This window comes from Micromonospora sp. DH13 (genome assembly GCF_020873825.1).
Lineage (GTDB): Bacteria > Actinomycetota > Actinomycetes > Mycobacteriales > Micromonosporaceae > Micromonospora > Micromonospora haikouensis.
Genome location: NZ_JAHWGR010000007.1, coordinates 235,137 through 248,059, shown reverse-complemented (window position 1 = coordinate 248,059; position 12,923 = coordinate 235,137). Strand labels below are relative to the sequence as shown.

Annotated in this window: 12 protein-coding genes; 2 read left to right on the top strand and 10 right to left on the bottom strand. The window is 73.5% G+C overall.

Annotated elements, in window-relative coordinates:
* Window positions 1–19 precede the first annotated feature (19 nt).
* Window positions 20–208, bottom strand: a complete 189-nt coding sequence (locus LPA42_RS10060; RefSeq protein WP_077935810.1) for a DUF397 domain-containing protein — start codon at window positions 206–208, stop codon at window positions 20–22.
* The gene (locus LPA42_RS10055) at window positions 199–1,002 is read right to left on the bottom strand and encodes a helix-turn-helix transcriptional regulator (RefSeq protein WP_077935809.1); all 804 of its coding nucleotides are present in this window, start codon (window positions 1,000–1,002) and stop codon (window positions 199–201) included. Before LPA42_RS10055 ends, LPA42_RS10060 begins: the two co-directional genes overlap by 10 nt.
* Window positions 1,003–1,211: 209 nt before the next feature.
* Here LPA42_RS10055 and LPA42_RS10050 point away from each other — a divergent pair, with 209 nt between their 5' ends.
* The gene (locus LPA42_RS10050) at window positions 1,212–1,553 is read left to right on the top strand and encodes a hypothetical protein (RefSeq protein ID WP_043961577.1); all 342 of its coding nucleotides are present in this window, start codon (window positions 1,212–1,214) and stop codon (window positions 1,551–1,553) included.
* A 28-nt stretch (window positions 1,554–1,581) separates the two neighbouring features.
* On the opposite strand, the gene LPA42_RS10045 is transcribed toward LPA42_RS10050, so the two are convergent.
* The 7 genes from LPA42_RS10045 to LPA42_RS10015 form a co-directional block, all read right to left on the bottom strand.
* The gene (locus LPA42_RS10045) at window positions 1,582–2,697 is read right to left on the bottom strand and encodes a hypothetical protein (RefSeq protein ID WP_077935808.1); all 1,116 of its coding nucleotides are present in this window, start codon (window positions 2,695–2,697) and stop codon (window positions 1,582–1,584) included.
* Between the two features lie 112 nt (window positions 2,698–2,809).
* The gene (locus LPA42_RS10040; RefSeq protein ID WP_077935807.1) at window positions 2,810–4,126 is read right to left on the bottom strand and encodes an ABC transporter ATP-binding protein; all 1,317 of its coding nucleotides are present in this window, start codon (window positions 4,124–4,126) and stop codon (window positions 2,810–2,812) included.
* 120 nt (window positions 4,127–4,246) lie between these two features.
* Entirely contained in the window at window positions 4,247–6,442 is a 2,196-nt protein-coding gene (locus tag LPA42_RS10035) for a bifunctional glycosyltransferase family 2 protein/CDP-glycerol:glycerophosphate glycerophosphotransferase (protein WP_077935806.1), read from the bottom strand.
* A 16-nt stretch (window positions 6,443–6,458) separates the two neighbouring features.
* Window positions 6,459–8,441, bottom strand: coding sequence for a DUF5941 domain-containing protein (locus LPA42_RS10030; protein WP_198956428.1), 1,983 nt, complete (start codon window positions 8,439–8,441; stop codon window positions 6,459–6,461).
* An 80-nt stretch (window positions 8,442–8,521) separates the two neighbouring features.
* Entirely contained in the window at window positions 8,522–9,286 is a 765-nt protein-coding gene (locus LPA42_RS10025) for an ABC transporter ATP-binding protein (RefSeq protein WP_077935804.1), read from the bottom strand.
* Entirely contained in the window at window positions 9,286–10,101 is an 816-nt protein-coding gene (locus LPA42_RS10020; protein WP_077935803.1) for an ABC transporter permease, read from the bottom strand. Before LPA42_RS10020 ends, LPA42_RS10025 begins: the two co-directional genes overlap by 1 nt.
* Before the next feature lie 58 nt (window positions 10,102–10,159).
* A complete protein-coding gene (locus LPA42_RS10015; protein WP_077935802.1) occupies window positions 10,160–11,530 on the bottom strand; it encodes an L-serine ammonia-lyase in 1,371 nt (456 codons plus the stop codon).
* 216 nt (window positions 11,531–11,746) lie between these two features.
* Here LPA42_RS10015 and LPA42_RS10010 point away from each other — a divergent pair, with 216 nt between their 5' ends.
* Window positions 11,747–11,956: a PspC domain-containing protein gene (locus LPA42_RS10010; RefSeq protein ID WP_077935801.1), complete on the top strand. Its 210-nt coding sequence runs from the start codon at window positions 11,747–11,749 to the stop codon at window positions 11,954–11,956.
* Between the two features lie 94 nt (window positions 11,957–12,050).
* Here the strand turns inward: LPA42_RS10010 and LPA42_RS10005 are convergent, their stop codons facing one another.
* Window positions 12,051–12,737 carry a DUF4230 domain-containing protein gene (locus LPA42_RS10005; protein WP_077935800.1) on the bottom strand — a complete coding sequence of 229 codons (687 nt, stop codon included), beginning with the start codon at window positions 12,735–12,737 and terminating at the stop codon, window positions 12,051–12,053.
* Window positions 12,738–12,923: the final 186 nt, after the last annotated feature.

Below are 12,923 nucleotides of genomic sequence, written 5' to 3'. Positions count from 1 at the left end.
GCTCAGCGGTGCGCGTGCCTCAGCGGTGCTTCGCGTGGGCGACGAACGCCGCCCAGCTCGCCGGGGCGAACACCAGCACCGGGCCCCGCCGGTCCTTGCTGTCGCGCACCGCGACCGCCCCCGGCAGGTTGTCGGCCACCTCCACGCAGTCGCCCTGGTTGCCGCTGCTGCGGGAGCTCTTGCGCCAGGTCGCGCCGGTCAGGTCCATGCCTCTGCCGCCTCCGTGATCGCCGTGAGCGTGGCACCGTGCGGCAGCGCCTCCGCCCGCACGGACTCCCACCCCTGCCGCAGCGAGTGTATGTCCACTGTGCGCTCCACGATGGTGCCCTGCAACTGGTTGTCCAGGTAACCGACGTCGTTCGCCTCGGGCAGGGTGGCGAGCACGAACGCGCCGTTGAGCCCCGGGTACGCGCCGGTGCCGCGCGGCACCAGGTGCAGGTGCACCCGGGGGCGGCGGCCCATCTCGACCAGGTGCCGCAACTGCTCGCGCATCACGGCGGGCCCGCCGACGGGGCGTTCCAGCACGGTGTAATCGAGCACGGCCACGAGCTGCGGCGGGGCGGGCCGGTCGAGCACCGCCTGCCGGGCCAGCCGCGCGGCGAGGGGCGGTTCGATCGCCTCGCCGACGAGCTGGGCCGCGCCCTCGTAGAGCGCGCGGGCGTACCCCTCGGTCTGCAGCAGGCCCGGCACGACCAGCGGCTGGAAGCTGCGCAGCGTGGTGGCCTCCTGCTCGATGGTCACCCACTCGCGGAACCACGGCATGAGGCTCTCCCGCACCAGCGTGTCCCGGATGCGCACCAGCAGCCCCTCGCCGCCCAGCGTGTCGTCGCACCGCTGGGTGAACTCCTCCCGGGGCGGGCGGCGGCACTGCTCGACCGCCGCCACGAGCGACGCCGAGTAGTTCACCCGCTCGCCGAGGGCCTCCTGCGACAGGCCCGCGCCCGTCCGCAGGCGGCGCAGCTCGCCGGCGAACAGCTCCAACATGGGGATCCGATGGCTCATCTGCACACCTCTGCACGCACGCCCCGGCCGATCCGGACGGCCGGGCTGGTGGGAGCGGAAAGACTTCTGAGAGTAGTACCGCGATCAGCAGACTGTCACACAGCGGGGCCGCTGCCGCTTCCACCCCCGGGAACGCGGCGCGACCGCACGGGCCCGCCCCGCCATTCCCCCGGCGGGGCGGGCCCCTCCCGGCGAGAGAGGAGACGTACGTGATCAGCCACCAGCTCCCGCAGCCCGGTGACGGGCCGGCGGCGGACCGCCCCCGGGCGTACCCTCCGCACGCCACGCCGCACACCCCGCTGCGCCCACTGTGGTGCTGCCGGGCGTGCGGGCAGCCGTGGCCGTGCGCTGAGGCGCGGTTGCTGCTCAAGGCGGACTACGCGGGCAACGCGATCGGCCTGTCGATCTACCTGTGCGGGATGTTCTACGAGGCGGCCCGGGACCTGTACCGGCTCAACCCCGACGACGGCCCCGCCCCCGCCGACCTGTACGCCCGCTTCGTCGCCTGGGGCCCGTACCGTCGCCGCCCACCCACCCCCGACCCCCCATGACCGGGGCCACCGGTGGCGCGGACGGGCGTCAGAAGAGGTTGCCGAGGGTGCGGATGATCTCGGCGTAGAAGTTGCCCTCGATGCTGCGGAACAGCGCGAACCCCTCGCCGGGGCTGCCGAAGAACGGGCGCAGCGTCCAGGCGAGCTGGGTGCCGACGAAGCCGAAGAGCAGGATCCACACGTACAGCAGGGTCATGCTGGCCGGGCGCTGCGCGTCCGGTCCGGGGCGGGCCGCCGGGTACGGCCACTGCCGGTGCTGCTGCGCCGGAAACCCGGGCGGGAGCAGGCCCGGCCCGGCCGGCACCAGGTGCTGCCCGGCCACCATCTGCTGCGGCGGGACGCCGACCGCGACGGGTACGGGCGCGGCGGGCTCGCCGGCCCCGTTCGCCGGGGCGGCGGCAGCCGGGCCGGCGGGAACTGCCGGAGTGGCCGGGGCGGCGGGAACTGGCGGAGTGGCCGGGACCGCCGGGGTCGCGGCGCTCGCGCCGTTCGCGCCGACCGCCACCGGCTCGGCGGCGGGCTGACCGACGACCTGCGGCGTCACCTGAACAGCCGGCACCGCCAGAGCCGGCGCGGCCGGGACAAGGGCCGGGGCAGCCGGGACGACGGCCGGGGCAGCGACGGAAGGAGCCGCCGCCGGGGCGAGCAGGCCGTGGGCGTTGAGCACCTGCATCCCGCCGGTCAGGAAGCGCAGCCCGACCACCGCGCTCAGCGTCAGGATCGCGACGTTGAGCAGCTTGAAGAAGCCGTAGTCCGGGGCGGTGATCAGGAAGAACAGGCTGATCGGCGCGAACGCCACAGCCAGCATCGAGGTGACGGTGATCGCCACCATCACCAGCGCCAGCGACTGCCGCACCGACAGCCGGGCCCCGAACACGAGGTTGAACAGGTAGAGCGTGGGCAGGCAGATGGCGAGGGTGACCAGGAACAGCAGTGGCAGCTTGACCGCCGACGTCAGCGCCATCAGCACGCTGTGGAACGCCCCCAGCACCGCCCCGTAGCAGGCCAGGGCGACGCCGGAGCTGGCCAGCATGCGCAGCGTGAGGCCATTGAGGTCGCGGTCGGCCACGATCTGCTGCCAGATGCCCTGCCGGTCGCGCAGGATGCGCTCGATGACGAGCGGGCTCGGACGGTCACCCGACACGGGCTGACCCCTTTCTCACACTGTGCTCAGTGGACGAGGTCCGCTGACCGTAGGGCACCGCCCGCCCCGCCCGCCACCCCGCTCCGCGCCGGAGCGGATCGGAACGGGCCGCTCAGCGCCAGCCCACGTCGATCCGGTCGCCGCGCTCGTCGAAGAAGTGCAGGGCGTCCATGCGTACGGAGATGGCCAGCGGGTGCCCGGCGCTGACCGCCGGGTACGGGGCGAGCCGCACCGCCAGCTCGGCGGGGCGGCGGTGGTGCCGGCCCGGGTCGTTGAGCACGCTGGTGCGGTTGCCGCCGCCGCTCCGGGCCGACTCGGCGGGGGCCTCCTCGGCGTCACCGGAGCGCCCGGTGAGCCGCTGCATGACCTGCCCGAACCGGCGCAGCCCGCGCTGGCCGCCGCCGGTCTCCTCGGCGCGGTTGCCCATCTCGTCGACCACGATCGCGGTGGCCCCGATGTCGAGGAACGCCAGCGACTCGTGGCCGTGGTGCTCCAGGTAGCGGATCCGGCCCTGCAGGACGTGCCCGGGGGTGTCCGGCGCGACCGGGGTGAGCGCCTCGGCCCGCATCCCGACCACGATCCGCTCGCCGTGGTAGTGCGCGACGGCCCGGCTGCGGATGTCGTCCCACGGCAGGTAGAGCGACTGCTCGCCGAGGTTCAGCGCGACGTACCGGTCGAGGTGGACGTAGACCGACGCCTCCAGCAGGTTCATCCTCGGGCTGCCGAGGAACGCGGCGACGTAGAGGGTCGCCGGCCGCCCGTACACCTGGGTGGGGGTGCCGACGTCCTGGAGGACGCCCTTGCGCATGATCGCCACCCGGTCGGCCATGGTGAGCGCCTCGGCCTGGTCGTGGGTGACGTAGATGGTGGTGACGCCCAGCTCGCGGGTGAGGGCGGAGATCTCCGCGCGCAGTTCCGCCCGCAGGCCGCTGTCGAGGTTCGACAGGGGCTCGTCCATCAGGAACAGGCCCGGCCGGCGGACGATGGCCCGGCCCATGGCGACCCGCTGGCGCTGCCCGCCCGAGAGCTGGCTGGGCTTGCGGCCCAGCACGTCGCCGATGCCCAGCGCGCTGGCCACGTCGGCGACCCGTTCCCCGCGCGGCGACGGGTCCACCCCGGCCAGCCGCAGGGGGAAGCCGATGTTGTCGCCCACCGTCATGTGCGGGTAGAGGGCGAAGTCCTGGAAGACCATGGCGATCTTCCGGTCCCGGGGCGGCAGGTCGTTGGCCAGCTCGCCGTCGAGCAGCACCGCGCCGGCGGTCGGGTCCTCCAGGCCCGCGATCATCCGCAGCACCGTCGACTTCCCACAACCCGACGGGCCGAGCAGGACCATGAACTCCCCGTCGTTCACGTCCAGATTTATTTTGTCGACGGCTACTGTGCCGTCCTGAAATACCTTGGTCACATCCTTGAGCGCGACGGTTGTCACCGTCTCCTCCCCAGCCCCTCGGTTGAACCCCGAATGAATGTGACCAGGATCATGGACGCCGCACATCGGGTAAACGTGCCATGTTCGGCTCGTGACAGACCTATTACATGAACCTGCGGTTCAGCCGACTTCCCCCAGGAACACCCGCCGGACGACCCGCTCGGCGGCATGCCCGTCCTCCAGGGCACAGAACCGCTCCCGGAACCGGCGGCGGGCCGCCGTGGCGGGCTCGGCGTCGACCGCGCCGGAGCGGAACAGGTCCAGCAGGCCGGGGAAGCTGGTGGTCACCGCGCCGGGGGGCTCGGCGAGCAGGTCGAGGTAGACGCCCCGGGCCAGCCGGTACGCCTCCCAGTCCGGCGCGTAGACCACGATCGGCCGGTCCAGCACGGCGTAGTCGAACATCGCCGACGAGTAGTCGGTGACCAGCACGTCGGCGGCGAGGTAGAGGTCCTCCACCCGGTCGTGCCCGCTGACGTCGCGCACCCGCGCGGGGCCGGGGGCCGCCCCGGAACCGGGGACCGGCCGCCGCCGGTCCCGGTCGGCGAAGTAGTGGCTGCGCATCAGCAGCACCCCGGCCGGGCCGAGCGCGTCGCGCAGCAGCTCCGGGTCGAACGGCGGCCGGTACCCGGGCAGGTGCTCGCGGTGCGTCGGGGCGTACAGCACGACCCGGTCGCCCGCGGCGAGGCCGAGCCGGGCGCGCACCTCGCGCACCTCGGTGTCGGTGGCGGTGACCAGCCGGTCGTTGCGCGGGTAGCCCACCTCCAGCGTGGTGTACGCGGCCGGGTACGCCCGCTCCCACATCTGCGTGGAGAAGCTGTTCGCCGAGACGCTGTAGTCCCAACGGTCCACCCGGCGCAGCAGCTTCGCGAAGTCCATCCCGACCGCGCCGACCGGGTACCGCTGCTGGTCCAGCCCCATCACCTTCACGGGGGTGCCGTGGTGGGTCTGCACATGCACCGCCCCGGGGCGCTTGCGCACGAAGTCGGGGAAGTTCACGTTGTTGACCAGCCACGTCGCCCGCGCCAGCACGCGGTGGTACTCGCGGGTGCCGGCGACGACGTACTCCACCCCGGGCGGCAGGGACGCGACCCGGTCCCGCCGGACGATCCACACCCCGCGCACCTGCGGGGCCAGCCGGCGGGCCGCCTCGTAGATCGCGGCCGGGTTGCAGGCGTACCCCCGGAACCAGTAGGCGGCGTAGACGGCGAGGTGCGGGTCGAGCGGCCGGCGCAGCTCCGCCAGGTAGTACTCGCGCAGCACCGCGTCGCGGCCCAGCCGGGCGGCCCGGCGGGCAACGGGCCTGCCCCGGCGGACCTGCCGCCCGGCGACCTCCCGGGCCTGGTTGGCGGCCCGCAGCGCGCTGAACGTCCGCCACCGGCCGGCGGCGACCAGCCGGTGCTTGAGCCCCTCCACGCCGGGCGGGGCCGGGTAGCCGCCGGGCGGCAGCCAGCGGGCGTGGTCGGCGGTGATCCGGTCGAAGAAGGCCGACCGCAGCTCGGGGGCGATCCGCTCGCCGTTGCCGAGCACGGTCAGGTAGTGCCAGATCATCCGCTCGAAGACCGCCGGCCGCAGGCCGTCGACCGGCGGCGTCCGCCCGTCCATCCACCGGAACACCCGGTGCCACTGGACGAAGACCTCGAAGTGCCGGTCGCCCCGGGTGCGGGTGATCGCCCCGGCCCGCCGCTGCCGGTAGTTGAGGCAGACCCGGTCGAGCACCCCGATCCGCTCGGCGGCCAGCAGCAGCGGATAGCTGAACGCGACGTCCTCGTACCAGCCGGGCTCGAAGCGCAGCCCGAGGTCGACCAGGAACTCCCGCCGCACCAGCTTGTTCCAGGCGGTGTGCAGCAGCCGCAGCGTTTCCGGCCGCTCGGCCAGCCGGAACGGCTCCTCGCCGGGCGGGGTGGGGAGGACGTCGGCCAGCGCGCTGCGGGTGGCCCGCCCGTCCCAGCGCACCCGCACGTGGTCGACGAGCAGCACGTCGGGGCGGGTCCGGCGCAGCCGGGCGGCCACCTCGGCGAGGCAGTCCGGGGCGAGCCAGTCGTCGCCGTCGACGAACCAGACGTACTCGCCGCCGGCCCGGTCCAGCCCGATGTTGCGGGCTGGACCGAGGCCGACGTTGTCGTCGAGCCGGACGGCGTGCACCCGGTGGTCCCGGGCCGCGTAGTCGGCGAGGATGTCGCCGCTGCCGTCCGGCGAGTGGTCGTCGACGCCGATGACCTCGACGTCGTCGAACGGCTGGCCGAGGATCGAGTCGAGGCACTCGCTCAGGTAGGCCTGCACCCGGTAGGCCGGTACGACGAAGCTGATCAGCGTCATCGGCCGGCCCCTCACGTCAGCCCGGCTGGCGGACCTCGCCGCCCGCCGGGACCCCCACGCCCCGCCGGGCGCGGGCGGGCAGGACGACCCAGGCCAGGACCACGCTCCCGACGAAAACCACGAGCAGGTACGCACCGAGTGTAGCCATGGCAATCCCCGCGAAGCCGGCGAAAGCCGCTACCGCGAGCACCGCCGAGCGCCCCTCCCAGCCCAGCGTGGCACCGTGCAGCGGCGGGGCCGCCTGCCGCTTCTCCAGCCGGGCGGTCAGGTCGTAGTGGTGCAGGGTGAGCACGAAGACGTACCCGAAGACCACCCACGCGGGGGCCCCGCCGACCACGCCGGCGGCGATGGCGAACAGGTATTCGCCGGCCCGCAGCGCCGCCGGCACCAGCCAGTCCAGCGGGCCGTTGTGCGCCGCCCCCGCCCCGAGCGCGGCGACCAGCAGCACCAGCAGCGCCACCGGCACCGCCCAGGCCAGCCCGCCCGCCTCGTCGCCGGCACGCACCCGCAGCCCCGCCGCGACCAGCAGCGCCGCCGGGCCGAGCGCCCCGAGCACCGCCAGGGTCAGCGGGCCCATCGGCCGCAGCACCGGGAACCGGGCCGCGATCGGCCCGTCGTCGCGGTGCAGGGTCGCGTCGACCGTGTCCAGCACCGGCACCCACATCCAGCGGGCCCGCAGCGTGCGCAGCGCACCCGTGTACGCGAACGCCAACACCCCCCAGGTCAGCACGGCGACGAGGCTGACCAGCGGCCCGAACAGCGCCACCGTCAGCGCGATCAGTGCCCACCGCTCCCCGATCGGGAACACCACCGTGCGCTTGAGCCAGTACGACAGCGAGCCCGTGTCGGCCTGCACCCGGGTCGACGCGGCGTTCAGCCGGTCGCCGATCCCGCCGCCTCCCCCACCTCCCCCGCCGACGGCCTTCGGCCGGCGGGCCGCCTCGTCGTGCAGCACCCCGTACCACGTGTCGGTCATGTGCCGGACGGTCTGCAACGTCATCGCGGCGACGGCCAGCGCCCAGCCGTAGCGGAACCCGGCGGCCGTCGCGCCGTAGCCGAGGCCGGCGTAGACCAGGTATTCCTTGGCCCGGTCGGCCATCGTGTCCAGCCAGCCGCCCCACGCGCTGAAGTGCCGGGTGTAGCGGGCGAGCTGCCCGTCGACGCAGTCCAGCATGAAGCCGAGGTAGAGCAGCACCGCGCCGGTGACCAGCGCCGGCCGGCCGCCGACGCCGAACAGCACCGCCGCGACGGCCGCGAACAGCACCGAGATCGCGGTGACCCCGGTCGGCGTCAGGCCGAGCTTCGCCGACGCCTTCGTCACGTACGGCGACCAGGTGCTGACGAAGAACGTGGTGAAGAAGTCGTCCTTCTCCTTCACCGACAGCCGCAGCTCGGCCCGGTCCTCGTCGACGGCGGCGACGGCGGCCTCGGCGGCGGCCAGCCCGGCCGGGTCGGCGACCCGGTGGGCGACGAGCAGGCGTACCCGATGGGCGAACGTCAGCGTGCCCAGCGCGGTGAGGCCGGTGAACAGCCGGTCCACGGCGGACCCGGCCGCCTCGGGCCCGGCGGCCGGCGGCGTGCCCGCGACGGCGGCCGGGTCGGTGCCGGCGATCGGCGTGCCCGCGACGGCGGCGCGGGCGGCGGCGGCCAGCGCGGGCAGGTCGTCGCGGCCCACCCGCAGCGCGCCGCCGAACACCCCGGTCTGCCCGCCGTCGAGCCGCCCGTCCGGGCCGGCGTCGACGACCTGGCCGCGCTCCTCGCGCACCACGGCCTGGCCGGGGGCCGGCGGGTCGGTCAGCACCAGGGCCACCGTCGGGCCCACCGGGCTGGTGGCCAGGTGCCGCAGTACGGCGGTGTGCGCCACCAGGTCCGTCCCGCTGACGATCACCGGCCCGGTCGCGGCGTCGACAAGCGTCGCCAGCTCGGTCAGGTTCGCGGCGCGCCGCACGTGGGTCACCCCGGCCCGGTGCCACTGCTCGGCGAGCCGGTCGGCGAGGATGTCCCCGACCCCTGCCCGGGCACCGGCGGGTGTCGGCTGGCCCGCGGCCGGCGTTCCGGCGGCGAGCACGATCGCGACGGTCACCGCGCGACCGCGGCGTGGTACGCGTCGAGCGCCTCGGCGATCGTCCCGTCGACGGTCAGCCGCCCGGCGTCGAGGTAGAGCCCCCGACGGCAGAACCGGGTCAGATCCTTTTCGTTGTGTGACACCAGCACGAGTGTGCGTCCCTCCCGAAGCAATCTCTCGATCGTCGCATAGCACTTCTCGCGGAACTCCGCGTCCCCGACCGCCGTCACCTCGTCCATGAGCAGGATCGGGTGCGGGAGGTGGGAGATGATCGCGAAGCCGAGGCGGACCTTCATCCCCGACGAGTAGTGCCGCACCGCCGTGTCGATGGCCCGTTCCACCTGCTCGCCGGCGAAGGAGACGATCTCATGAAAGTGTTTCCGCAGGTAACGCGCCGACAGGCCGTGCAGGCCACCGACGAGGTAGAGGTTCTCCCGCCCGGTCAGGTCGTTGGAGAAGCCGGCCGAGAGCTCCAGCAGCGGGGCCACGTCGCCGCGCACCCGGATGCTCCCCTCGTCGGGGATGAGCACCCCGGCGATCAGCCGCAGCAGGGTGCTCTTGCCGGTGCCGTTGCGGCCCACCACCCCGAGCGTCTCGCCGGGCGCGACGCGGAACGACACGTCCCGCAGCGGCCAGAACCGCCCGTCGTCGGCGGACCGGCCGTCGGTGCCCCGGCCGCCGGGGCGGATGAAGAACTCACGCAGCCGCAGCTGCCGCCGCCGGTTGCGGACGAACCGGATGCCGAGCCCGTCCGCCTCGATGATCGGATCGGCGGCCATCACAGCTCCTTGAGCACGGCGGGTTCGAGCCGCCGGAACGCCCACCAGCCGGCCACCAGCACGAGCAAGCTCACCACGACCGTGGTGACGAGCAGCCGGGCGTCGGGGAACTGGTCCGGGTACCACACGGCGTGGTGCAGCTGGAAGATGCCGACCAGCGGGTTCAGCTCGTACGCGGTCTTCACCCACCCCGGCAGCGTCGACTCCTGCACGAGGCTCAGGGGGTAGATGATCGGGGTGGCGTAGAACAGCACCCGGATCACCAGCCGCATGAACCGCTCGATGTCGCGCATCAGCACGTTCAGCGCCGACAGCAGCAGCGCCAGCCCGACCAGCAGCACCGCCTGCACGGCCACGGCCAGCGGCAGGGCGAGCACCGACCAGCCCGGGTGCACCTCGCCGCGCACCGCGTACGCGACGGCGATGGCGGCCAGGATCGGCAGGCCGGCGGCGTACTCGGCGAACCGGCCGGTGATCCGGCCGATGGGGAACACCTGGCGCGGCACGTTCATCGTGGTGATCAGCCGGGCCTGGCCGGTGAGCGCGTTGGTCGCCTCGCTCAGCGCCGAACTGGTCCACATCCAGGCGAAGATGCCGGTGATCAGGAACAGCGGGTACGACCCGGCGGCCTGCCCCAGGTGCCGGCTCGTGTCGCCGGAATAGAGCACCCCGAAGACGAACCAGTAGATCGCGCCCATGCCCAGCGGCTCGATCAGCGACCAGAAGTAGCCCAGCACCGACTGCTGGTATTTCACCGCGAGGTCGCGGCGGACGAGGATGCGCAGCGAGTTGCGGTGCGCCCACAGGCGGGCCACGGGCCCGTGCGGGCCGGCAGCCCGGACGCCAGACGTCACCGCCCGCCTCCTCGCCCGCTCAACACTCGATCACGTTGACGGCCAGGCCGCCCCGCGCCGTCTCCTTGTACTTGACCTTCATGTCGGCGCCCGTCTCGCGCATCGTCTTGATCACCTTGTCGAGCGAGACGTGGTGCACCCCGTCGCCGCGCAGCGCCAGCCGGGCCGCAGTGATCGCCTTGATGCTAGCCACCGCGTTCCGCTCGATGCAGGGGATCTGCACCAGGCCCCCGACCGGGTCACAGGTCAGCCCCAGGTTGTGCTCCATGCCGATCTCGGCCGCGTTCTCCACCTGCTCCGGGGTGCCGCCGAGCGCCTCGGCCAGCCCGGCGGCGGCCATCGAGCACGCCGAGCCGACCTCGCCCTGGCAGCCCACCTCGGCCCCGGAGATCGACGCGTTCTCCTTGAACAGCACGCCGATCGCCCCGGCCGCCAGCAGGAACCGGACCACGCCCGCCTCGTCCGCCCCCGGCACGAACCGGGTGTAGTAGTGCAGCACCGCCGGGATGATGCCGGCCGCGCCGTTGGTCGGCGCGGTCACCACCCGCCCGCCGGCCGCGTTCTCCTCGTTGACCGCGAGCGCGAACAGGGTCACCCAGTCCATCACCCGCAGCGGGTCGGCGCTCGCGGCGTCCGCCTCCAGGCCGCGCCGCAGCTCGGCGGCCCGCCGCCGCACCTTCAACCCCCCGGGGAGTACGCCGTCGCGGGCGCACCCGTTCTCGACGCACTCCCGCATCACCCGCCAGATGTCCAGCAGCCCGGCCCGTACCTCGCCCTCGGTGCGGCGGGCCAGCTCGTTGGCGAGCATCACCTCGCTGATCGACAGCCCGTTGCCGGCGCTGACCGCCAGCAGCTCCGCCCCGGTGCCGAACGGAAACCGCACGCGGGTGGTGTCGGGCACGATCCGGTCCGCCCCGGCCGCCGCCTCGTCGACCACGAACCCACCCCCGACGGAGTAGTACGTCCGCTCGCGCAGGAGCGCCCCGCCCCCGTCGTACGCGACGAAGGTCATGCCGTTCGGGTGGTACGGCAGCGACCGGCGGCGGTGCAGCACCAGGTCCCGGTCCGGGTCGAAGTCGACCTCCTGCGCACCGAGCAGCGTCAGCCGCCGCCCGGCGCGGATCGCGGCCACCCGGGGGGCGACGGTGTCGGTGTCGACGGTCTCCGGGGCCTCGCCCTCCAGCCCGAGCAGCACGGCCGGGCCGCTGCCGTGGCCGTGACCGGTGGCGCCCAGCGAGCCGAACAGCTCGGCGCGCACCCGGACGACGCCGGCGAGCAGGCCGTCGGCCTTGAGCCCGGTCACGAAGGTGCGGGCCGCCCGCATCGGTCCCACCGTGTGCGAGCTGGACGGGCCGATGCCCACGCTGAAGAGGTCGAAAACGCTGATCATGTGCACTTCCTCGCCGTCGTACGCCCTTGTACGGACCCGACGGGCGAGCCTACCCGCCGCCCGCTTCCCTGCTCGGCGCGTCGGGGCGGGCCCGCCCGGGTAAGCACCTACGGGTCAGGGGTACCGGGATCCCCCTCGCGACGGAGGGCGGGTGCAACGGCGGTTCCTACCGTTGAGTCAGAGGCGGCGGGCACGCCGCAGAGTGGGAGTACGACGATGAGTCGCAAACTGGTCCGGCCCCGCGAGGGGCGCATGCTCGCCGGCGTCTGCGTCGGCCTGGCCCGCCGGTTCAACACGTCCGCCAACCTGGTCCGGCTGCTGTTCTTGCTGTCGCTGCTGCTGCCCGGCACCCAGGTGATCGTCTACCTGGTGCTGTGGGTGCTCATGCCGAACGAGGACCGCTACGCCACCACCACCCGCTACTGACCCGCCGCACGAGAACGCCCGCCCCGGCTCCCCCCGGGGCGGGCGTTCGTTCGCTGTGCGCGCTGGTGTTCGCGCGGCTCTGCGCGCTGGCGGGTCAGGGCGCGACGTAGGTGACGGTCACCTTCTCGTAGCCGAGGGAGCGCAGCAGGCCCTCCAGCATCTTGTTGGTGTTCTCCTGCGCCCGGTCGGTCAGGCCGCTGTCGCGGGCGGCTGCCGTGATCCGGTCCTCGGCCAGCTTGTAGACCTGTTGCTGGCGGTTCGGGTCGCCCTTGACCAGGTCGTTGATCCGGTTGAGCAGGCCGCGCTGCTCCGTCACCACATAGCTCTTCTCCATGTCGAGGTTGGTCTGGCCGAGCTGCGGCGCGGGCAGCTTCACCTCGACGGACTTGCCGTCGGGCGAGACGACCACCGCCCCCTCACCGATCTTGGTGAAGTCGACGTACGCCTCCACGCTGCCCGCCCCGACGAAGAGGGTGCGCTGGTTGAGCAGGAACTCCGGCACGTTGTCGCGGTCGTTCTGCAGGTCGACCACGACCTGGAAGTTGCCCTCGGCCGCGACGTAGCGGCTGAGATCCTGGATCGACTTGAGCAGCGGCGGTTGGCTGCGGTCGGTCTGCTCCTTGGCGAAGGGGTTGCGGAAGTCGGGGAACACGTTGGTGGCCTGCGCGCCGAGCAGCACGACCACGGCCACCGCCGCCGCGCCGAGCACCACGAGCAACCCCCGGGCGGGCCCGGAGGGGCCCTTGGGGGCGGGCCGGTCGACCTCACCGTCGTGGGACATCGCTCACCATCCTCGATCGAACATCGTCTGCGGATGACGTTACGGCCCCCATGCGACACCCGCCCGCCAACGCCCCGCCCCCGCCCCGGCCCGGTGATCAAGAGGTTTGCGTCAGGCTGGCGCCCCACCGTGACGCAAACTTCTTGATCACCGAGGCGAGTCAGGGCAAGCCGCCCACTTGAGGTA